Raw genomic sequence first — 21,675 nt, 5'->3', positions numbered from 1 at the left:
AGAATGATGGCGGCGAAGGCGGAACAGCTTCCGGGTTTGGGCGAGGATCTCGCGCGCGTGCTGACGGAGGGCGCGCTGCCCGGCGAGACGCTGGGGCTGGAGGGTGAGGCGCTGGCCGCCGCCGCCGAGTTCTCCGCTGCCGCCGCCCTTTCCCGTCCGGCCGGCGAGCCCGCCATTGCGCTGGAATCGCTTGGCACGGATGGGCCGCGCCGGCTGATGCGGCTGGCCGTCGTCAACGACGACATGCCGTTCCTGGTCGATTCGGTGGCCTCAGTGTTTTCGGCGCGCAATCTCGGCGTGGTCCGCCTGCTCCATCCGGTGATCACGGTGCGGCGCGACGGCGCCGGCCAGCTCGTTGCCCTGCTGCCGGCCGGCGAGGCGGGCGAGCGGCGCGAATCCCTGATCTATATGGAGATCGACCGCGCCGATGCCCGGGATCGGCGCGCGCTGGTCGACGAGCTTCACGCCGTGCTCGCCGATGTCCGCGCCTCAGTGCAGGATTGGCAGCGCATGCAGCTGGCCTTGCGCGACACCGCCGATACGCTGCCCGATGGCGAAGGCGCGGCGCTGATGCGCTGGTTCCTGGAAGGCAATATGACGCTGCTCGGCGCCGAGACGCAGGGCCGCGACGGCGCCGCGCATGACGCGCTGGGCATTTGCCGCACCGCCAGCGTCGCCCTGTGGAGCGAGCCGGCCCGCGCAGCTGCCTTCGCCTATTTCGATCAGGGCGGCACGGCGCCGCTGCTCGTCAAGGCCGATCGGGTGGCCACCGTCCACCGCCGCGTGCCCCTCGACCTCGTCGTGGCGCCGGTGCGCCGAGACGGCAGCGTCGTCGCGCTTTCCATCCATGCCGGCCTGTGGACTTCGGCGGCGCTGTCCACCAAAGCCGATCGCGTGCCCGTGCTGCGCCAGCGGCTGGCGGCGCTTGAGGAAAAGTTCGGCTTCGATCCGCGTGGCCATGCCGGCAAGGCGCTGCGCCACACGCTGTCGGTGCTGCCGCACGATCTGCTGATCGGCTTCGCGCCGCAGACGCTGGAGGCCGTGGCTCTCACCGCCATGTCGCTGACCGACCGGCCCCGCTCGAAGCTGCTGCTTGCCGAGGGGGCGCTTGGCATCCATCTCTTCGCCTTCGTCTGGCTGCCCCGTGACGAGCTGACCACCGCGAGGCGCGTCCAGATCGGCCGGATGCTCGAGGAAGCGGCCGGCGCCCCGGTATCGAGCTGGTCGTTCGAGCTGGGCGACGGCGACCTCGCCTTCCTGCGCTTTACGCTCGACACCGGCCCCGGCAGCGCGGCGCCCGACGCCGACGCGCTGGACAGACGGCTGGAGCAGATGGTGCGCGGCTGGGCCCCGGCGCTCGAGGCCGCGCTTGCGGATGCAGGGGCCGGATCGCGCGCCACCCGCCTCAACATCACCTATGCCGCCGCCTTCCCGGCCGCCTATCGCCTGCGCTACGGCCCGGCCGGCGCGGCATCCGACGTGCTGCGCCTTCAGGGCCTGGACGGCGACGCCAGCCGTGCCGCGCGCCTCTACGCCCAGGAGGACGAGCCCGACAGCCGCCTCCATCTTAAGATCTATCGCACCGGCGGCGTGGTGCCCCTATCGGACGCGGTGCCGGTGCTGGAGAATTTCGGCTTCCGCGTGATGGAGGAGATTCCCACCGCGCTCGAGGGCGGGCTCGGCCATATCCACGAATTCACCCTTGAGCTTCCTGAGGGCGCGCGTGGAGTGATGGATCGTGCCGCGACGGTGGAAGGCGCCATTGCCGCTGTGCTCGAAGGGCGGGCCGAGAATGATGCGTTCAACCAGCTGCTCGTCGCCGCCGGGCTCGATCCGGACGCGGTGGTGCTGTTGCGGGCGTGGTTCCGCTATCTGCGCCAGACCGGCCTGCCCTATGGCATCCAGACGGTGGTCGACGCCGCCCGCCGCGCGCCGGAGATCACGCGCGGCCTGATTGCCCTGTTCCACGCGCTGCATCATCCGCGCCACGCTTCGGATAAGGCCGCCGCCGAGGCCGGGCGGGCGCTCGATGCGGGCCTCGCCCAGGTCGCCGCGATCGACGACGACCGCATCCTGCGGCGCCTGCGCGCGGTCGTCGAGGCGACGCTGCGCACCAACGCATTCTCGCCCGCCGCCACGGAGGCGCTCGCCTTCAAGCTGGATTCCGCGCGCGTGCCCGATCTGCCCAAGCCGTTGCCATGGCGGGAGATCTGGGTCTATTCGCCGCGCGTCGAGGGCATCCATCTGCGCGGCGGCCCGATCGCCCGCGGCGGCCTGCGCTGGTCCGACCGGCGTGACGATTTCCGCACCGAAATCCTCGGCCTGATGAAGGCGCAGGTGGTCAAGAACGCGGTGATCGTCCCGACCGGCGCCAAGGGCGGCTTCTACGCCAAGCAGCTGCCCCCCGCCTCCGATCGCGCTGCCTGGTATGCCGAGGGCACGGAAAGCTATCGTGTCTTCATCCGCGCCTTGCTTTCCGTCACCGACAATCTCGTCGAGGGCGCGGTGGTCCATCCCGAGGGCGTGGCGATCCGGGACGGCGACGATCCCTATTTCGTCGTCGCCGCCGACAAGGGCACGGCCGCCTTTTCCGATGTCGCCAACGCGATCGCGGTGGAGCGCGGGTTCTGGCTGGGCGATGCGTTCGCCTCCGGCGGCTCACACGGCTATGACCACAAGGCGATGGGCATCACCGCGCGGGGCGCGTGGATTTCCGTCACCCGCCATTTCGCCGAAATGGGCGTCGATGTCGCCAACGATCCGGTGACGGTGGTCGGCTGCGGCGACATGTCTGGCGACGTGTTCGGTAACGGCATGCTGCTGTCCAAATCGCTGAAGCTGGTCGCCGCCTTCGATCACCGGCACATCTTCCTCGATCCCGATCCCGATCCGGCGGCAAGCTGGGCCGAGCGCGATCGCATGTTCCGGCTGCCGGCCTCCTCCTGGGGGGATTACGACGCTGCGCTGATCTCAACCGGCGGCGGCATCTTCCCCCGCTCGCAAAAGTCGATCCCGCTGACGCCGGAGGTGCGCGCCGTGCTCGGCATCGATGCCGAGGCGCTCGACCCGTCGGGCCTGATCTCGGCGATCCTGAAGGCGCCGGCCGACCTGCTGTGGTTCGGCGGCATCGGCACCTATGTGAAGGGCCCGCTGGAAGGCGCCGTCGGCGATCCCCCCAACGACGCGCACCGCGTCACCGGCGAGGAGGTGCGCGCCAAGGTCATCGGCGAAGGCGCCAACCTCGCGGTGACGCAGGCCGGCCGCATCGCCTTCGCGGCGCGGGGCGGACGCATCAACACCGACTTCATCGACAATTCGGCCGGCGTCGACTGTTCGGACAATGAGGTCAACATCAAGATCCCGCTCAATCGCGAGATGGTGGAAGGGCGGCTATCGTTCGAGGATCGCAACAGCCTCCTCGCCGAGATGACCGACGACGTCGCCGCCATCGTGCTGGAAGATAACCGTCTCCAGACGTTGGCCCTGTCGCTCGCCGAGCATGGCGGGGCGACGGCGCTGCCCTCCCAGGTGCGCGTGCTGGAGATATTGGAAGCGTCGGGCCGCATCGACCGCAAGGTCGAAGGGCTGGAGGCCAATGACGTGTTGTTGCGGCGTGGCCAGGAAGATCGCGGCCTCACCCGGCCGGAGCTGTCGGTGCTGCTCGCCCATGGCAAGCTGGCGCTACAGGCCGGCATCGAGGCTTCGGCGATCCCGGACGACGCGCTGTTCCGGCCGATGCTCCACGCCGCCTTCCCGCCGGCCATGCAGGAACGGCAGTCGGAGGCGATCGACGCGCATCGCCTGCGCCGCGAGATCGTCGCCACCAAGCTCGCCAACCTCGTCGTCAACCGGCTCGGGCCGGTGATGCCGTTCGAACTGGCCGAGGAAGAGGGCTGTTCGCTGGCGCGGGTGGCGGGGGCCTATGCCGCGGCCGACACCATCTTCGACCTGGCGCTTTTGTGGACCGCGATCGAGCAGGCGCCGGTGGTCGAGACGGAACGGCTCGCGCTGTTCGCCATCGCGGCGGGCGGCGTGCGCCTCCACATCTCCGACATCATCCAGTCCAGCGAGACGGATGCGCTGCCAGGCGCGATCGCCGAGCGGCTGCGCCCCGGCATCGCCCGGCTCGACGACGCGACGGAGGGGCTGCTGAAGGATGAGGCGCGGCTGCAGGCCGGCTCCCTGCGCGAACGCCTCGCCCAGACTGGCGCCTCCGCCGAGCTGATTGCGCGACTGGTGCGGCTTTACGAGCTGGACGGCGCGATCGGCATTGCCACCCTCTCCGCCCGGATGGGCCTGAGCGAGGTGGAGGCGACGTCCGCCTATACTCGCCTCGGCGAGGCGTTGGGGCTGGACTGGGCCAAGGCGGCGGCGATCCGCTTCCGCTCGGCCGATCCGTGGGAGCGGCTGCTCGTCGCCGGGCTGGTCAGCGAGTTCGAGCAGCTCCGCCTCGTCTTCCTTGCCGGCCAATCGGGGGACCCTGTCGCCGGCGTCGAGGAGTGGCTTGGCGCGCATGCCGCCCGCGTCACCCAGTTCAACGCGCTGGTCGCCCGTGGCCGGGTGACGGCGACGCCGTCCGCAGCGATGCTCGCCCAGATCGCCGCGCAGGCGCGATTGCTGTTGGCGCGATAGCCCCCCCGACCTCGCCGATGCCGTCACCCTGAACCCTGGTTCAGGGTGACGGGGTCTGTTCGCGGGCCATTGTCGCTGGCGTCATTCCGCTGCGACCAGCTTCGCCTTCTTGCGCCGCGCGACGTCCCCGCGCCAGCCGCGGGCGCGCCACCACATGATGATGCCGGTCACCGCGAGGATCGCCGGCAGGATGCCGCCCAGCGTGATGATCACCTTCCAGATGACGCCGGTGTTGGTGCCGTCATGGATGCGGCGCATCAGCCGGCTGGTCGTTTCGCGCTCGGGCCCGGCGCGGGCCTCGCGGCGCGGACGGTCGACCTGCCGCGTGGCGTCGTCGACCTTGATCTGGGTCGGGCGCTCGCCCTTGCCGCGCACCGAAATCGTCCACACCGGCTGCACGTCGGTCGGCCAGGAGATGGCGGCAAGCTGATCCGGCCGGGCCTCGGCGAGGGTGATCGCGGTGGCGAGGTCGGTCGCCGGATCGGGGAGCGGCTGGGCGCGCATCATCGCGGCGCGGTCCGGCTGGGCACGCTGCGGACGCGCCGCGGCGCCCGCGCCGCCGCGCTGCTGCGCCTGGGGCGCGCCGCCGGGGCCGCCGCCGAACACCTGCGGGAAGCTGATCCACACGCCGGTGATCGACAGCACCGCCAGCGGCAGCACGATCCAGAAGCCGAACAGATGGTGAAGGTTGGTGTCGAAATTGCGATGCCGGCGCCAGCGCAGCCCGCGCGCCCAACGGCCCACGGTCGGCCACCACAGCCACAGGCCGGAAATGCACGACACCGTCATCGCCACGCCGATCCAGCCGACGATCGGCCGGCCCATGCCGGGGATCATCAGGCTGCCGTGGATCATGTGCATGACGCGGATGGCGCCCTCGTTCGAGCCGGCGCGGTCGAGGATCACGCCCGTCGTCGGATCGAGCCACAATGTGGTGCGCGACGGCCGTCCGCCCTGCCCCTTCGAGGGCTGGGCCGCGGACGCGACCACCGCACCACCCTTCTTCGGATCCGGGAAGCGCAGGTCGATCAGCCTCTCCCCCGGCCGCAGCGCGGCGGTGGCGGCGGCGACATAGGCCTCGGGCGCCAGCGTCGCCGCGCCATGCGCCACGCGCTGCGGGTTGAGCATCTCGCCCAGCGGCTCGTCCCATACCAGAGCGGCGCCGGTGACACAGATCGGAATGATCGCGATCGCCAGGATCAGGCCGATCCACTTGTGCACCTGAAACCATGCGTTGCGCATGCCGACCTTGGTCATCGTTCCCAGTCCCCTTTTCGTCCCGTCTCCCTGACATTGGCGCTATTGCAAGTCAATCGCGATTGCGGCTCAGGCGACACCGAAATCCCTTGCGGCGGGCGCAATCTCCGCTAGCCTCGCCAGCAAGCCGGGTAGAAGGAGCAGCCTGATGGAACTCACCCGCCCCGACGGTTCGATGCCCGAGGACTTCCACCTCAGCCGACGCGCCGTGACCGGCATGTTCTTCGCCGGCTATGCGCTGGCCGCCGTGTCCGCCGACGCCGCGCCGATCACCACCTCGTCAGAAGGGCTGACGATCGAGGAGGTGACCATCGCCAATGCGGGGCCGGGCGGCCTGCCGGCCTATGTCGCGCGCCCATCGGGCGCCGGCCGCCACCCGGCGATCCTGGTGGTCAACGAGGTGTTCGGCATCCACGACTATATCAAGGACATATGCCGTCGCCTGGCCAAGCTCGGCTATGTCGCGGTGGCGCCCGATTTCTTCTACCGCTCCGGCGTCAACCTCCCCGCCCAGACGGACATGCAGGCGATCATGGCCACTGTGCGCCAGGCATCCGAGGCGCAGGTCGACGGCGATGTCCAGGCAGCGACGCGCTGGATCGTCTCCCGCCCGTTCGCGAGGCCCGGCAAGGTCGGCATCACCGGCTTCTGCTGGGGCGGCAACGTGGTGTGGCGCGCCGCGATGATCGATCCGAACGTCGGCGCGGGCGTCGCGTGGTACGGCCAGCTCAAGCAACTGATCGCCCGCGCGGGCGAACTCAAGGCGCCCGTGCTGGGCCTTTATGCCGGCAAGGACCAGGGCATCCCCCTTGCCGATGTCGAGGCGATGCGCGCCGCGCTCAAGGCGGCGGGCAAGACCAATGCGGAGATCGTCGTCTATCCGGATGCCGGCCATGGTTTCCACGCCGATTATCGTGCCAGCTATGACGCGACGGCGGCAGCGGACGGCTGGAGTCGGCTGATCGCCTTCTTCAAGGCCCACGGCATCGCCTGACCCGCATAGCGGCCGACCCCCCGCGCGCGCTTGCTGCTCACTGTTGTTGTGGAATAACACACCTGCCTGTTGCGTATGAGAGGCATGAGCCCATCTAGGACGTCCCGGGAACGGGAAGTCCGGTCGTGATGGGCGTTTGCAAGGCGCCGGGCGACCGGCGTGCGTAAAGGGGCCAGTGCCATGTACCTCGATCTCGACAAGGGATCACCCGCCCGGCTGAGCGGCGACGTCGCCGTCATCGGTGCCGGCGTGGCGGGAATCACCCTTGCCCGCCGGCTGCTGGCCCAGGGTCTGCACGTCGTTCTTCTGGAAAGCGGCGGCCGGGATTTCGAGGCGGCGACTGCCGCGCTGAACGCGGGCGAGGTCACCGGACAGGATTATTATCCCCTCGATCACGCCCGCTTGCGCTTCTTCGGAGGCACCACGGCGATCTGGGGCGGCCGCTGCGCCGAGCTGGACCCGATCGATTTCGAGCGCCGCCCCTGGGTGGCGCATTCCGGCTGGCCGATCGCCCACGCCGATCTGAAGAACCATTATGCCGAGGCATGGGCGACGTTCGATCTGCCCGGCGCACCGCAGCCGGAACTGCTGCGCGACGCCGGCGTGCCCCTGCCCCGTTTCGCCGAGGGGGAGCTGGCGACCCCGCTCTGGGCCTTTGACGACCAGTTCGATCGCTTCACCTTCGATCGCTGCCGGGACGTGCTCGATCACCCCCATTGCATCGTCGTCACCCACGCCACCGTTCGCGAGATCGTCGCCGAACGCTCCGGGCGCGGCGTTGCGCGGCTCGACGTGACCAGCATCGGCGGGCGGCGCCTGACGGTGGTCGCCGACGATTACGTGCTGGCGGCGGGCGGACTGGAAAATCCGCGACTGCTGCTCGCCTCGCGCTCGGTGATGCCGCAGGGGCTGGGCAATGGTCACGACCAGGTCGGCCGTTACTTCATGGAACATCCCCATGCCCGCGGCGGACGGATCGTCCATGGCCGGGTCTGGGCGTTGCTTTCGGCCTTCGCCAAGCGTCGCATCGGCGCGCAGACGGTCGCGCCGCTGATCGCGCCCGGGAGCGAACTGCAGCGGCGGCTCGGGCTGCTCAACACCTCGCTCACGCTGGCGCCGCGCCGTGCCGCCAGCGACAGCGAAGCGTGGGCGATGCGCCTCTATCTGCGCGCCAAGCACGATGCGTCGCCGACCCGCTTCGGGCGTGGCCTGTGGAAGGCCACCAAGCGCACCGTCGGCTGGTTGCAGCAGCACACCGATCCGCTGCGCCCCTGGCTGCTCAATCGGCTCGGCCGGCTGGAGGTGGCGCTGGTCGTCCGCGGCGAGCAGGCGCCCAATCCCGACAGCCGCGTCTATCTGTCGCAGGAGCGCGACCCTCTCGGCATGCCGCGCCTCGCCCTCGACTGGCGGACCAGCGCGCTCGACGCGGCCAGCGTGGAGGGGCTGGTGGCCGCGCTCGGCCGCGAGACGGCGCGGCTCGGTCTCGGCAAGGTGGAGCCTGCGGAGTGGCTGTCGGACCCGTCACGCGCGTGGCGCACCGACGCGCTGATCAGCGCTCATCCGATCGGCGGCTATCATCATATGGGCACCACGCGCATGTCGGCGAGCCCGCGCCACGGCGTCGCGGACGGTTATGGTCTGGTGCATGGGCTGGGCAATTTGTATATCGCCGGCAGTTCGCTTTTCCCGACATCCGGCTGGGCCAATCCGACATTGACCATCGTCGCGCTGGCGATGCGTACGGCCGATCGGATCATCGCCCAGAGATCAAAGAGCATTTCCATGACGTCCGTTCCCATCGCGAAGGCCTCTTGATGAAATTGGCGGAGGCCTCCGAACGGCACGCCGGGGACACGGCCGAGATGATGATTCGCCGGGCGATCGTGCTCAGCGCGGGCAAGGGTTCACGCCTGCTGCCGCTGACCGAGGATCGGCCGAAATGCCTGATCGAGCTGTCGGGCCGGACGCTGCTCGAATGGCAGCTCGACGCGCTCGACGCCGCCGGGATCGAGGAAGTGACCGTGGTATCGGGCTTTCGTGCCGACCTTGTCGACGCGGTGGTGGCGCCGCGCGCCGGCGCCAGCACGCTGTTCAATCCTTTTTACCATGTCGCCGACAATCTCGGCTCGGTGTGGATGGCGCGCGATCTGTTCGACCGCGACACCCTGCTGCTCAACGGCGACACGCTGGTTCCGTACGAACTGGTGCAGCGGGTGATCACCGCCGCGGCCGCCGCCCCGATCACCGTCACCGTCGACGAGAAGCCGGCCTATGACGATGACGACATGAAGGTCCGTCGCGAGGGCGATCGGCTGCGGCGCATCGGCAAGACGCTGTCGGCGCAGGAAACCAACGCGGAATCGATCGGCCTGCTCGCCTTCCGGGGCGAGGGGCGCGACGCCTTCATCAGCGCCGTCGATCGCATCATGCATACTCCGCTCGGCACGGCGAGCTGGTATCTCAAGGTCATCGACATGCTCGCCGACGAGAGCGAGATCGGTACTGTCTCCGTCAACGGGTTCGACTGGTGCGAGGTGGATTTCCCCGCCGATCTCGACGTCGCCCGCGCGCTCACCGCCGTCTGGCGCGACGAGGGGCGCTAGCCCCCCGCCCCGGCCGGGCCGATGAACACCGCATTCGCCTCGCGAAGCCGTGCGCTCTCCTCGTCATAGAAGAACGGCAGGAAGGCGAAGCGCCGGCCGCGCACCACCGGGCGCGCCTCGTGCAGCAGCGAGCAGGAGAAGACCACCGCTCCTCCCGTCGGGGCGCGATAGGTACGCGGCCCGAATTCCGGGAAGCACAGCTCGCCGCCCTCGAAGTCCTCGGCATTGAGGTTGATCGTACAGGCGAAGCGGCGATGCGCGGTGCCCTTGGTGGTATTGTCGCGATGGGCGCGGAAATAGCCGCCGCCATTGTCCCCGTCATAACAGGCGACGAGGTAACGCTCGATCCGCGTCGCCTTGAACTGGAAGGCGCGGGCGAGCTGGGGCAGCAGGAAGCGGGAGAGACGGCGGGCGATCTGCTCGCGCAGCCCCTCGTCCTCGATCACATAGTCCGAGCGGCGCTTGGAGCGGTGATCGAGCTTGCCGATCGTCCGGCCGGCCACCTCCTGCATGAAGCCGCTCTCCTCGCCGCCATGCGTTTCATAAAGCTCGATCAGGCGGCGGCACATCGCCGGCTCGAATACCCGTGGCAGGATCAGCACCGGCGCGCTCATATCCGGGTTGGGGGCGGCGCGCAGCGCGTCGAGCGCGGCGAATATTTCGGCGCCCCGATCGATCGGCGCGCGCCGCACGACGCGCAGCATCGGATCGAGCAACAGCCAGTGCGGCTGGTAATTCTGCGCCTCTCCGGTAGCGCGGCATGCGCCGTAGACGCGCGCGATGACGCCGTCATGATCGAGGAACCAGCGGATGCCGGGCAATTGCTGACGGATGCGCCCTTGCGCCGCGTCCGCCGGATCGAGGCTGACACCGAAGAAGCAGGCGTTCTCGTCATCGAACAGGTGGCGGTGGCGCTCGACGAGCGCAAGCGCGGCGGCGCAGGGCGGCCAGGCCGCCCTGCCGAGGAACAGCATGACGATCGCGCGGCCTGCCGCCTGATCGAAATTATAATTGGGGTTTCCGCTCAAGGCGGGCGCGCGGAACCAGGGCGCCGCGTCACCGGGCAACAGCATCGTCATTCCTGTCGGATGGGTTCAGGACAAGCGGCTCAGAAAACCCCCTCGGTGGCGAGGTTCTCGGCGGCGAGGTCGAGCGCCTCGGGCGCCTCCATGCCGATCAGCGCGTACGACATGTCGCCTGCCCGCCAGTAGGCGACCGAGGCATTGTCATGCCGCATCGCCAGCGGCGAGCGCGGAGCGGCGCTGCGCGCGCGCACCGCGAACACCGACAGGTTCTTGCCCGCCGGCGTCCGGATCATCAGCTGCAGCGCCGGCCCTTCGTCCGACGGGAAGATCTGCGCGTCGGTGATCTGCCAGCCGCGGGGCAGACGGGGCACGCGGATATGGGTGCTGCGCTGGATTTCGCCCGCGTCGAAATGCGGGCTTTCCAGTTGCGAGCGCAGTTCGGCGCGCAACAGGCCGGTGCGATAGGCCATCACCGCATCGCCGACATAGGATGGCGGCGCCGCCGGGCTGACGCCGGGCACCACGAACACCAGCAACGTCGCCGCGATCGCGGCCAGTCCGCCGACCGCCATGCCGCCGAAGGTCCGGTGGCGGAGCGGCCGCGGCGGCGGGGCCATTCGCGCCGCCAGCCGCCCGGCTGCCGCGATCAGCGCGGCCGGCGCCGGATCGCGCGGCTCGGCGAGCAGGCGCAGCGCGGTCTGGGCACGCAGCTCGGCCATGTAGCGGGCCGCCGCCGCCGGATCGCCGGCGAGATGATCCTCCACCGCGAGCCGCCGCGGCAGGTCGAGTTCGCCGTCGAGATAGGCCTGGATGTCCAGCTCGGTCACGGGATCATGCATCCTTGCCTCCGATGATACGCAGGGTTCCGCCGGCCTCCGTCTTCGCTGAGACCATGTGCGCCCGGAGCGCGGCGCGCGCCCGGCTCAGCCGCGACATGATCGTCCCGATCGGCGCATCGAGTGCGTCGGCCGCCTCCTGATAGGTGAGCCCGCGCACCGCCACGAGATCGAGCACGGCGCGTTGCTCGTCCGGCAGCGCATCGAACCGGGCCGCGATTTCGGCCAGCGCGACGGCATGCTCCTGCCCCGCCTCGGCCATGCGATCGGCCCACAGGCCGGCCAGCCCGGCATGGCCCCGCTCCTCGCTGGCGCCGCGCCGGCGGCCGTCGACGAACAGATTGTGCAGGATCGCGAACAGCCACGATCGGAGCGAGCGGTCCGGCCGATATGTCTCGGCCCGCTCATAGGCGCGCAGCAGCGCATCCTGCACGAGATCGTCCGCCGCCGCCTCGTTCCGCGTCAGCGCCCGCGCATAGCCGCGCAACGCGGGCAGATGCTGCGTGATCTCCGATGTCTTCCAGCTCGTCACGCGGCAATTACGCGCCAGCCGACGGGTTTATTCCAGCGCGGTCGTCAGCGCCGCCCCTGATGGCGGATGCCGGGCGGGCGGCCGCGCCGGCCGGCCATGCGGCGGCCGCGGTCCGGGCCTTTGCGCGGCGGCGGCATATGGCTCGCCCCTTCCGGCAGCTCGAAGCGGAGCGAGCCGGACACCGGGTCCGCCTCGACCAGCCGCAGCTTGAGCTTCATGCCGGGCACATAGCTCTCGCCGCTCTGCTCGCCTTCAAGACGCTGCGCGCCTTCGTCGAAGCTGAAACGTTCGGCGCCGAGCGTCGACACCGGCACCAGCCCGTCGCCGCCCAGCCCCTCCACGGTCGCGAAGAAGCCGAACGATTTCACGCCGGTGATGCGCGTGTCCATCACCTCGCCGAGATGCATCGCCAGATAGGCAGCGACATAGCGATCGACCGTTTCGCGCTCCGCCTCCATGGCGCGGCGCTCGGCATTGCTGATCGCCTCGCCAAGCCGCGCCATCGCGTCCGCATCCTCGGCGGACAAGGACGTGAACCGCGGCAGCGCCTTCAAGGTGGCGGCCGGCAGCGCCACCTCCAGCCCGTAGGCGCCGACCAGCGCGCGATGCACCAGCAGGTCCGCATAGCGCCGGATCGGCGAGGTGAAATGGGCGTAGCTCGCCAGCGACAGGCCGAAATGGCCGGTGTTCTGCGGCGCGTAATAGGCCTGCGTCTGGGTACGCAGGATCTGCTCCATCACCTGTGGCCGGCTGACATCGTCGCCGACCTGCTCCAGCAGTCGGTTGAAGGTGGCGGGCTTCACCACCTGGCCGAGCGCGAAGGCGATCCCGAACGTCGCCAGATAATCCTTGAGCGCGACCAGCTTCTCGCGGCTCGGCGGCTCGTGGTCGCGATACATCACCGGCGCCTTCTTCGCCTCCAGCGCCTTGGCGGCGGCGACGTTGGCGGCGATCATGAAATCCTCGATCAGCCGATGGGCGTCCAGCCGCTCGCGCGGCGCGACGGAGAGGATGCGCCCCTTCTCGTCGAGCATGACGCGCCGCTCGGGAAGGTCGAGGTCGAGCGGCTCGCGGCGGTCGCGCGCCTTGGCCAGCGCCGCCCAGCAATCCCAGAGCGGGCGGAGCGCGGTATCGGTGAGCGGGTGGGCCGCCGTGCCGTCGATCGCGGCCTGCGCGTCCTCATAGGCGATGTTGGCGGCAATGCGGACCAGTGCGCGGGTAAAGCGCCAGCCCTTGATCGCGCCGTCGGCGCCGATCTCCAGGTGGCAGGCCAGCGCCGCGCGATCCTCGCCCTCCTTCAGCGAGCAGACATCCGCCGAAAGCCGCTCCGGCAACATCGGCACGACGCGATCGGGGAAGTAGACGCTGTTGCCGCGCCGCCGCGCCTCGCGGTCCAGTGCCGAGCCCGGACGGACATAATAGCTGACGTCGGCGATAGCGACGATCGCGCGGCAGCCGCCCTGCCCGTCCGGCTCGGCCCACACCGCGTCGTCATGGTCGCGCGCGTCAGCGGGGTCGATCGCCACGATCGGCAGTGCGCGCAGATCCTCGCGCCCCTCGCCCTGCGGATCGACCAACGGTAATTGGGCGGCGGCGTCCGCCTCGGCCAGCGTCTCCTCCCGAAACTGGTCGGGAATGCCGAACTTGTGGATGGCGACGAGACTGAAGCTGCGCGGCGCGAAGGGATCGCCCAGCCGCTCCGTCACCCGCGCGGTGATGCGCGGCGGGCGTCCGGCCTTCTCCGCCAGCACGAGATCGCCGACATCCGCCTCGCCGGCATCGGAAACGAGGAGGTCGCGCCGCTCGCGCTTGTCGACCGGCTTCAGCCACAGCCGGTCACCCTCGCGGTGGAGCACGCCGAGGATCAACTCCTCGCCGCGCGCCAGCTTCTTCATCGGATGGGCGATCATGCCCCGCCCGGCGTCCTCCGTGCGCGCAAGGATGCGATCGCCGACGCTGAGCGCCGGGGCCTTCCGCCCCCGCTCGATCACGCGCATGCGTGGCGGCGGCTTGCCCTCGGCCTCCCAGCGCTCGGGCACCGCGATCGGCTGATCGCCGTCGACGTCGACGATGCGCAGCACGGTGACGCGCGGCACGCCGCCCATCTTGTGGAAGGCGCGGCCGGGGGCGACATCGATCAGCCCCTCGTCGGTCATATCCTTCAACAACGCCTTGAGCGCGATCTTGTCCGCGCCGGACAGCGCGAAGGCGCGCGCGATCTCGCGCTTGCCGGCGGGCTCGCGGCTTTCCTCGATGAACTTCAGTATCTGCTCGCGCGAGGGCAAGCCGGGGGATTTGCGGGCCATGTGCCGGAGATAGGTCCGATTGCGGCCCGCGTCACCTGCCCGCCGCCATTGCGACCGGAAGGCGCGGCGAATAAGGGCCGCGCATGACATGGCATGACTGGTGGATCTTCCTCGTCGCCGTGTTCCTGCTGTGCGGGACGCCGGGGCCGAACATGCTGCACGTGATGACGCGAAGCGCCCGCTTCGGCATCCGCCGCAGCGTGCCGGCGATGGCCGGTTGCCTGCTGGCGGTGGTGCTCGCCATCTCCGCCTCGGCGGCGGGGATGGCCGCCCTGCTCGCTGCCTGGCCGCGCCTGTTCGACGTGCTGCGCTATGGCGGCGTCGCTTATCTCCTTTATCTCGGCGTGCAGGCATTTCGGGCGAACGACGCGCCGATCGACGTCGCCCCCGACCGGCTGGCGCCGGCGCTGTCGCCGCTCCAGCTGTTCCGCGGTGGGCTGCTGATCGGATTGAGCAATCCCAAGCTGCTGCTGTTCGCCGCCGCCTTCTTTCCCCAGTTCATCAACCGCGGCGCGCCGGAGGGGCCGCAATTCCTGATCCTCGCCGCGACCTTCACGACCTGTGAAGCCTTCTGGTACGGCCTTTACGGACTCGGCGGGCACAGCCTGCAACACCAGCTCCGCCGCCCGGCGCTGGCGCGCTGGTTCAACCGGCTGACCGGCACCATCTTCATCGGTTTCGGCGCGGCGCTGCTCGGCCTGCGCGCCTGAGCGACCCGCCGTCGCTGCCCGCCCGGGCATCCGCCGCGGAGCGGACCGCGAGCCCAGGCGCGCGGGCGCCGTGACCTCACTCGAACTCGAGGATCACCTCGTCGATCGCGAGGCTGGCCCCCGGCGCGGCCGACACCGACTTGACCATGCCCGCTTTCTCGGCGCGCAGGATATTCTCCATCTTCATCGCCTCGACAGCGGCGAGCGGCTGGCCCGCCTCGACGCGGTCGCCGGCCTTGACCTCAAGCCGCGTCAGCAGCCCCGGCATCGGCGAGACGAGGAAGCGCGACAGGTCCGGGGGCACCTTCTCGATCATATGGCGGGTCAGCGCCGCTACAGACGGACGCCGCACGCGGGCCTCCCAGGCGCGGCCGCGGGTCGTCAGCACATAATGGCTGCGCCTGACGGCGAGCTTCACCGCCAGCGGCCGCCCGTCGATCGTCGCCTCGATCAGCCTTTGGCCGGGGACATAGGGCACCTCGATCGCCAGCCCCTTGCCGTCGACCAGAGCCGTGCCGGCCTGACAATCGACGCGATGCTCGACGCCGCCGAGCGCCACCACCCATTCGATCGGCACCAGCTGGCCGCCGTTGAGCTGGCCGTCGATCAGCCCCGCCCGCTCGGCGCGCACCGCAGCGATGGCCGCCGCGATCGCCGCCAGTTCCTCGGTCCGGCCCTCATCAGCGGGCGCCCCGGCAAAGCCCTCGGGATATTCCTCGGCGATGAAGCCGGTGGTGATCGCGCCGGCACGAAAGCGCGGGTGCTGCATCACGCTCGACAGGAAATCGATATTGTGGCCGATGCCCTCCACCTCATAGCTGTCCAGGGCGGCGATCTGGCGGTCAATCGCTTCCTCGCGGCTGTCACCCCAGGTGATCAGCTTGGCAACCATCGGATCATAGAACATCGAGATGTCCGATCCCTCGCCGACGCCGGTGTCGACGCGCACGCCGCCGCCCTCGTGCGGGGGGCGATAGCGGGTCAGCCGGCCGGTGGACGGCAGGAAATTGCGATAGGGATCCTCGGCATAGACGCGCGTCTCTACAGCCCAGCCCTTGAGCGTCACGTCATCCTGCGTGAAGCCGAGGGGTTCGCCGGCCGCCACCCGGATCATCTGCTCGACGAGATCGAGGCCGGTCACGCATTCGGTGACGGGATGCTCGACCTGCAGCCGCGTGTTCATCTCGAGAAAATAGAAGCCGCGATCGGCGCCGGCGATGAACTCCACGGTGCCGGCCGAGGTATAGCCGACGGCGCGCGCCAGCCCGACCGCCTGCTCGCCCATCGCGCGCCGCATCTCCGGCGTGACGAAGGGCGACGGCGCCTCCTCCACCACCTTCTGGTGGCGGCGCTGGATCGAGCATTCGCGCTCGCCCAGATAGACGATGTTGCCCTGCGCGTCGCCGAGCAGCTGGATCTCGATATGGCGCGGGCTCTCGATGAACTTCTCGATGAACACCCGGTCGTCGCCGAAACTGGCCTTGGCTTCGTTGCGGACCGACTGGAACGTCTCGCGGACATCCTTCTCGGACCACGCCAGCCGCATGCCCTTGCCGCCGCCGCCGGCCGACGCCTTCATCATCACCGGGTAGCCGATGCCGCCGGCGATCTCGACGGCGTGCTCGGTGTCGCGGATCTCGCCGACGAAGCCGGGCACCACAGACACGCCGGCGGCCTGCGCCAGCTTCTTGGACTCGATCTTGTCGCCCATCGCGGCGATGGCGGCGGGCGGCGGGCCGATGAAGGCGATGCCGTTGTCGGCGAGCAGCCGGGCGAAGCTCTCCCGCTCCGACAGGAAGCCATAGCCGGGGTGGACCGCTTCGGCCCCCGTCTCCTTACAGGCGAGGAGCAGCGCGTCGGCAAGCAGATAGCTCTCCGCCGCCGGCGGCGGGCCGAGGCGCACCGCCTCGTCAGCCATCAGCACATGCGGCGCCCGCGCGTCCGCGTCCGAATAGACGGCGACAGTGGCGATACCCATCCGCCGGGCGGTGCGGATGACGCGGCAGGCGATTTCGCCGCGATTGGCGATCAGGATTTTCTTGAACATCCCCGGTCCCGCTATTCGGCCGCCACCATGCGGGCAGGCTCATCATGATGCATGGGCTTGAGACCCAGCCTGGCGAACAGGGCGGCGTCGGCATCATCGCCGGCATTGCCGGTGGTGAGCAGTCGATCGCCCGTGAAGATCGAATTGGCGCCGGCCATGAAGCACAGCGCCTGTGTCGTGTCCGACATGCTTTCGCGGCCCGCCGACAGGCGCACGATCGACAGCGGCATGGTGATGCGCGCCACCGCCACCGTGCGCACGAACTCGATATCGTCGACCCGCGCCGAGGGCACATCCTTTAGCATGTCGCCGAGGACGGTGCCGGCGATCGGCACCAGGGCATTGATCGGCACGCTCTCCGGATGGCGCGGCAGGGTGGCGAGCGCATGGACGAAGCCGATGCGGTCCGACCGCGTCTCCCCCATGCCCAGAATGCCGCCGCAGCACACCGCAATGCCGGCGTCGCGGACCCGTTCCAGCGTGTCCAGCCGATCCTGCCAGACGCGGGTGGTGATGACATTGCCGTAATGCTCGGGCGAGGTATCGAGATTATGGTTGTAGTAATCGAGCCCGGCCTCGGCGAGCCGCGCCGCCTGCCCTTCGCTCAGCATCCCGAGGGTCATGCACGTCTCGAGGCCGAGCGCCTTCACCCGCGACACCATGTCGCACAAGGCGTCCATGTCGCGGTCCTTGGGCTCGCGCCACGCCGCGCCCATGCAGAAGCGATCCGAGCCATTGTCCGCCGCCTCCCGCGCCGCTGCGACCACGGCGCCGACATCCATCAGCTTGCTCGCCTGAAGGCCGGTCTCGGCGTGAACGGACTGGCTGCAATAGCCGCAATCCTCAGCGCAGCCGCCGGTCTTGATCGACAGCAGCGTGGAAAGCTGCACCTCGTTGCGGGCATGATGCGCGCGATGGACGCCCTGCGCCTGCCACAGGAGATCGAGGAACGGCAGGTCGAACAGCGCGGCGATCTCGTCGCGGCTCCAGTCGGTACGCATTATTCAGCAGCCTCCACGCCTTGCGGCGGCATATTATGGCCCAGCAGGCGAAGCACCTCGCCGGCCGCGTCGATGAGATTGGTACCCGGCCCGAAGATCGCCTGCACGCCGGCATCGCGGAGAAAGGCGTAGTCCTGCGCCGGAATGACGCCGCCGGCCACCACCCGGATATCCTCGCGGCCGGCGGCCTTGAGCAGACGGATCAGCTCCGGAATCAGGGTCTTGTGGCCCGCCGCGAGGCTGGAGGCGCCGACCACGTCGACATCCTCGCGCAGCGCCAGCTCGGCGGCCTCCTGCGGGGTCTGGAACAAGGGTCCGGCGACGACATCGAAGCCGAGATCCCCGAACGCCGACGACACGAGGTTGGCGCCGCGATCATGCCCGTCCTGCCCCATCTTGGCGATGAGGATGCGGGGGCGACGCCCCTTGATCCGCTCCACTGCGAGCACGCCATTCTCCAGCAGCAGCCAGCGCGCATCGTCCTTATAGGCGCCGCCATAGATGCCCTGCACCGGCTTCGGCACGGTATCGTGGCGGCCGAACACATCCTCCATCGCCCGGCTGATCTCGCCGAGCGTGGCGCGTGCGCGCCCGCAGTCCACGGCGAGGGCGAGCAGGTTGGCATTGCCCCGCGCGCCGTCCCGCAAGGCGTCGAGCGCGGCCTGGCACGCCGGCTCGTCCCGGCCCGCCTTCACGCGCTGGATGCGGGCGATCTGCGCCTCGCGGACCTTGTGGTTGTCGACATCGAGGATGTCGATCGACGCTTCGTCCGCCAGCCGATATTTGTTGACGCCGACGATCACATCCTCGCCGCGGTCGACGCGGGCGGCACGCGCGGCGGAGGCCTCCTCGATCATCGCCTTGGGCCAGCCGGCGGCGACGGCCTGCGCCATGCCGCCCTCGGCCTCGACCCTTTCGATGATTTCCCAGGCTCTTGCCGCCAGCTCCTCGGTCAGCGCCTCAACATAATAGGAGCCGCCCAGCGGATCGACGACCTTGGTGATCCCCGTTTCCTCCTGCAGCACGATCTGGGTGTTGCGGGCGATGCGGGCGGAGAAGTCGGTCGGCAGCGCGATCGCCTCGTCCAGGGCGTTGGTGTGCAGGCTCTGCGTGCCGCCCAGCGCCGCGGCCATCGCCTCGACGGTGGTGCGGATGACGTTGTTGTACGGGTCCTGCTCGGTCAGCGATACGCCGGACGTCTGGCAATGCGTGCGCAGCATCTTGGAGCGCTCATCCCGGGCGCCCAGCTCCGTCATCACCCGATGCCAGAGCTTCCGCGCCGCGCGCAGCTTCGCCACCTCCATGAAGAAGTTCATGCCAATTGCGAAGAAGAAGCTCAAACGCCCTGCAAACGCATCAATATCCAGCCCGGAGGCCATCGCCGCGCGGGCATATTCGCGGCCGTCTGCGATGGTGAAGGCCAGTTCCTGCACCTGCGTCGCGCCGGCCTCCTGCATGTGATAGCCGGAGATGGAAATGCTGTTGAATTTCGGCATGTTGGCCGAGGTATAGGCGATGATGTCGGAGATGATCCGCATGCTCGGCCCGGGCGGATAGATATAGGTGTTGCGGACCATGAACTCCTTCAGGATGTCGTTCTGGATGGTGCCGTCCAGCTTCGCCTGAGGGACCCCCTGCTCCTCGCCCGCGACGATGAAGAAGGCGAGGATCGGGATCACCGCGCCGTTCATCGTCATGCTGACCGACATTTCGTCGAGCGGGATGCTGTCGAACAGGATCTTCATGTCGTCGATCGTGTCGATCGCCACGCCGGCCTTGCCGACATCGCCGACGACGCGCGGATGATCGCTGTCATAGCCGCGATGGGTGGCGAGATCGAAGGCGACCGACAGGCCCTTCTGGCCGGCGGCGAGGTTGCGCCGGTAGAAGGCGTTGGATTCCTCCGCCGTCGAGAAGCCGGCATATTGCCGGATCGTCCATGGCCGGCCGGCATACATCGACGCGCGTACGCCGCGGGTAAATGGCGCGAAGCCGGGCAGCCCGGGATCGACGCCGGCCACATCCTCTTGCGTATAGAGCGGCTTGACGGGAATTCCTTCCGGCGTATGCCAAGTCAGGTCGCGCCCCTTTACCTCCCTGGCGGCGGCCTTCTCCCAATCATCAATGGTCGCCACGGGGCGTCTCCATCAGCTCGATCAACGTGCCGCCCATGTCCTTGGGGTGGACGAAGATCACCGGCGTGCCATGGGCGCCGATGCGCGGCTCGCCGAGCACGCGGCACCCCTTGGCCTCCATGTCCGCCTTGGCGGCGTGGATATCGGCGACCTCGAAACAGACATGGTGCTGCCCGCCCGCCGGATTCTTCTCCAGGAATTTCAGGATCGGGGAATTTTCACCAAGCGGCTCAAGCAGTTCGACCTGAGAGTTAGGCGTGTCTACGAAGCAGACGCGCACGCCCTGCGCGGGCAGGTCGAACGGCTCGCGCGACACCGTGCCGCCAAGCAGGTCTCGATAGAGCCGCAGCCCCTCGGCGATGCTGGGCGTGGCGATGCCGACATGGTTGAGCCGCCCGAGCCGCGCCATCAGATCAGCTCCACAGCCATCGCCGTCGCCTCGCCGCCACCGATGCAGAGCGAAGCCACGCCGCGCCTGCCGCCGGTCCGTCGCAGCGCCGCGATCAGGGTGGCGAGGATGCGGGCGCCGGACGCGCCGATCGGATGACCGAGCGCGGTGGCGCCGCCGTTGATGTTGGTCTTGTCATGGGGAATGCCGAGATCGTGCATGGCGATCATCGTCACGCAGGCGAACGCCTCGTTGATCTCGAACAGATCGACGTCATCCACCGTCCAGCCGGCCTTTTCGAGGACGCGGCTGACGGCGCCGACCGGGGCGGTGGTGAACTGCGCCGGCGCGCGGGCGTGGGCTGCATGGGCGACAATGCGCGCCACCGGCTTCAGCCCCTTCGCCTCGGCCAGCGATGCGCGGGTCAGCACCAGCGCCGCCGCCCCATCCGAGATGGAGGCGGAGCTCGCCGCGGTGATCGTGCCCTCCTTGGCGAAGGCAGCGCGTAGCGTCGGGATCTTGGCTGGATCGCCCTTGGGCGGCTGCTCGTCCTCGCTCACGGTGACCGCGCCCTTGCGCCCCTTCACCTCGACGGGAACGATCTCGTCGGCGAAGGCTCCAGTCTCCTGCGCCTTGCGGGCGCGCGAGAGGCTCTCGACCGCATAGGCATCCTGCGCCTCGCGCGTGAACTGATAATCGCGCGCCGAATCCTCGGCGAAGGTGCCCATGGCGCGGCCGGGCTCATAGGCGTCCTCCAGCCCGTCCAGCATCATGTGGTCGTAGATCGCGTCATGGCCGATGCGCGCGCCGGCGCGGTGCTTCTTGAGCAGATAGGGCGCGTTGGTCATGCTCTCCATGCCGCCCGCGACGATGATATCGGCAGAACCGGCCGCGATCGCATCGGCGGCGAGCATCGCGGCGGCCATGCCGGAGCCGCACATCTTGTTGACCGTCACCGCCTCGACCGACTGGGGCAGGCCGGCATGGATCGCCGCCTGTCGCGCCGGCGCCTGGCCGAGGCCGGCGGGCAGCACGCAGCCCATATAGACGCGCTCGACCGCATCGCCCGAGAGGCCAGCCCGCTCCACCGCCGCCCGGACGGCAGCGGCGCCGAGATCGACGGCCGAGGCGCCGGCGAGACTTCCCTGAAAGCCGCCCATCGGCGTGCGCGCGTAGGAGAGGATGACGGTCGGATCGCTGGTCATGGGA

At 69.4% G+C, this 21,675-nt stretch carries 15 protein-coding genes; 5 read left to right on the top strand and 10 right to left on the bottom strand.

Features of this window, described 5'->3' with window-relative positions; genetic code table 11:
- Nucleotides 1-6 precede the first annotated feature (6 nt).
- The gene (locus tag KOF26_RS13145) at nucleotides 7-4,632 is read left to right on the top strand and encodes an NAD-glutamate dehydrogenase (protein WP_253201433.1); all 4,626 of its coding nucleotides are present in this window, start codon (nucleotides 7-9) and stop codon (nucleotides 4,630-4,632) included.
- Between the two features lie 81 nt (nucleotides 4,633-4,713).
- Here the strand turns inward: KOF26_RS13145 and KOF26_RS13140 are convergent, their stop codons facing one another.
- Nucleotides 4,714-5,889: a PepSY-associated TM helix domain-containing protein gene (locus KOF26_RS13140; protein WP_216325726.1), complete on the bottom strand. Its 1,176-nt coding sequence runs from the start codon at nucleotides 5,887-5,889 to the stop codon at nucleotides 4,714-4,716.
- A 148-nt stretch (nucleotides 5,890-6,037) separates the two neighbouring features.
- On the opposite strand from KOF26_RS13140, the gene KOF26_RS13135 reads away from it, so the two are divergent.
- The 3 genes from KOF26_RS13135 (at nucleotide 6,038) to KOF26_RS13125 (ending at nucleotide 9,486) form a co-directional block, all read left to right on the top strand.
- Nucleotides 6,038-6,883 (top strand): dienelactone hydrolase family protein, encoded by an 846-nt coding sequence (locus KOF26_RS13135; protein ID WP_216325723.1) that lies wholly within the window; start codon nucleotides 6,038-6,040, stop codon nucleotides 6,881-6,883.
- Nucleotides 6,884-7,063: 180 nt separating this feature from the next.
- On the top strand, nucleotides 7,064-8,698 hold the full coding sequence (locus KOF26_RS13130; RefSeq protein WP_216325721.1) for an FAD-dependent oxidoreductase: 1,635 nt from the start codon (nucleotides 7,064-7,066) through the stop codon (nucleotides 8,696-8,698).
- A 47-nt stretch (nucleotides 8,699-8,745) separates the two neighbouring features.
- Nucleotides 8,746-9,486, top strand: a complete 741-nt coding sequence (locus KOF26_RS13125; RefSeq protein ID WP_216326295.1) for a phosphocholine cytidylyltransferase family protein — start codon at nucleotides 8,746-8,748, stop codon at nucleotides 9,484-9,486.
- On the opposite strand, the gene KOF26_RS13120 is transcribed toward KOF26_RS13125, so the two are convergent.
- Genes KOF26_RS13120 through KOF26_RS13105 form a run of 4 tightly spaced genes read right to left on the bottom strand, consistent with a single transcriptional unit; the run spans nucleotide 9,483 to nucleotide 14,185 of the window.
- Entirely contained in the window at nucleotides 9,483-10,565 is a 1,083-nt protein-coding gene (locus KOF26_RS13120; protein ID WP_216325718.1) for a 2OG-Fe(II) oxygenase, read from the bottom strand. The genes KOF26_RS13125 and KOF26_RS13120 overlap by 4 nt on opposite strands.
- Before the next feature lie 29 nt (nucleotides 10,566-10,594).
- On the bottom strand, nucleotides 10,595-11,350 hold the full coding sequence (locus tag KOF26_RS13115; protein ID WP_216325715.1) for an anti-sigma factor family protein: 756 nt from the start codon (nucleotides 11,348-11,350) through the stop codon (nucleotides 10,595-10,597).
- Nucleotides 11,343-11,879 carry a sigma-70 family RNA polymerase sigma factor gene (locus tag KOF26_RS13110; RefSeq protein ID WP_216325712.1) on the bottom strand — a complete coding sequence of 179 codons (537 nt, stop codon included), beginning with the start codon at nucleotides 11,877-11,879 and terminating at the stop codon, nucleotides 11,343-11,345. The genes KOF26_RS13115 and KOF26_RS13110 overlap by 8 nt, the downstream gene beginning before the upstream one ends.
- A gap of 44 nt (nucleotides 11,880-11,923) precedes the next feature.
- Nucleotides 11,924-14,185 (bottom strand): ribonuclease R family protein, encoded by a 2,262-nt coding sequence (locus KOF26_RS13105; protein WP_216325709.1) that lies wholly within the window; start codon nucleotides 14,183-14,185, stop codon nucleotides 11,924-11,926.
- 83 nt (nucleotides 14,186-14,268) lie between these two features.
- Here KOF26_RS13105 and KOF26_RS13100 point away from each other — a divergent pair, with 83 nt between their 5' ends.
- Nucleotides 14,269-14,895, top strand: coding sequence for a LysE family translocator (locus tag KOF26_RS13100; protein WP_216325706.1), 627 nt, complete (start codon nucleotides 14,269-14,271; stop codon nucleotides 14,893-14,895).
- A gap of 76 nt (nucleotides 14,896-14,971) precedes the next feature.
- Here the strand turns inward: KOF26_RS13100 and KOF26_RS13095 are convergent, their stop codons facing one another.
- From KOF26_RS13095 to KOF26_RS13075, 5 genes are read right to left on the bottom strand one after another with little or no spacing between them, the layout of a single operon-like run.
- A complete protein-coding gene (locus KOF26_RS13095) occupies nucleotides 14,972-16,942 on the bottom strand; it encodes an acetyl-CoA carboxylase biotin carboxylase subunit (protein WP_216325702.1) in 1,971 nt (656 codons plus the stop codon).
- Between the two features lie 11 nt (nucleotides 16,943-16,953).
- The gene (bioB, locus tag KOF26_RS13090) at nucleotides 16,954-17,943 is read right to left on the bottom strand and encodes a biotin synthase BioB (RefSeq protein ID WP_216325700.1); all 990 of its coding nucleotides are present in this window, start codon (nucleotides 17,941-17,943) and stop codon (nucleotides 16,954-16,956) included.
- The gene (gene scpA, locus KOF26_RS13085) at nucleotides 17,943-20,078 is read right to left on the bottom strand and encodes a methylmalonyl-CoA mutase (RefSeq protein ID WP_216325697.1); all 2,136 of its coding nucleotides are present in this window, start codon (nucleotides 20,076-20,078) and stop codon (nucleotides 17,943-17,945) included. The genes bioB and scpA overlap by 1 nt, the downstream gene beginning before the upstream one ends.
- Nucleotides 20,065-20,487 carry a methylmalonyl-CoA epimerase gene (mce, locus tag KOF26_RS13080; protein ID WP_216325694.1) on the bottom strand — a complete coding sequence of 141 codons (423 nt, stop codon included), beginning with the start codon at nucleotides 20,485-20,487 and terminating at the stop codon, nucleotides 20,065-20,067. Before mce ends, scpA begins: the two co-directional genes overlap by 14 nt.
- The gene (locus tag KOF26_RS13075; protein WP_216325691.1) at nucleotides 20,487-21,671 is read right to left on the bottom strand and encodes an acetyl-CoA C-acyltransferase; all 1,185 of its coding nucleotides are present in this window, start codon (nucleotides 21,669-21,671) and stop codon (nucleotides 20,487-20,489) included. Before KOF26_RS13075 ends, mce begins: the two co-directional genes overlap by 1 nt.
- Between the last annotated feature and the right edge of the window lie 4 nt (nucleotides 21,672-21,675).

This window comes from Sphingomonas quercus (assembly GCF_018863195.1).
In the GTDB taxonomy this organism is placed as follows: Bacteria; Pseudomonadota; Alphaproteobacteria; order Sphingomonadales; family Sphingomonadaceae; genus Solisphingomonas; species Solisphingomonas quercus.
The sequence above is the reverse complement of the archived record's forward strand: the minus strand, read 5'-3'. Positions and strand labels throughout refer to the sequence as shown.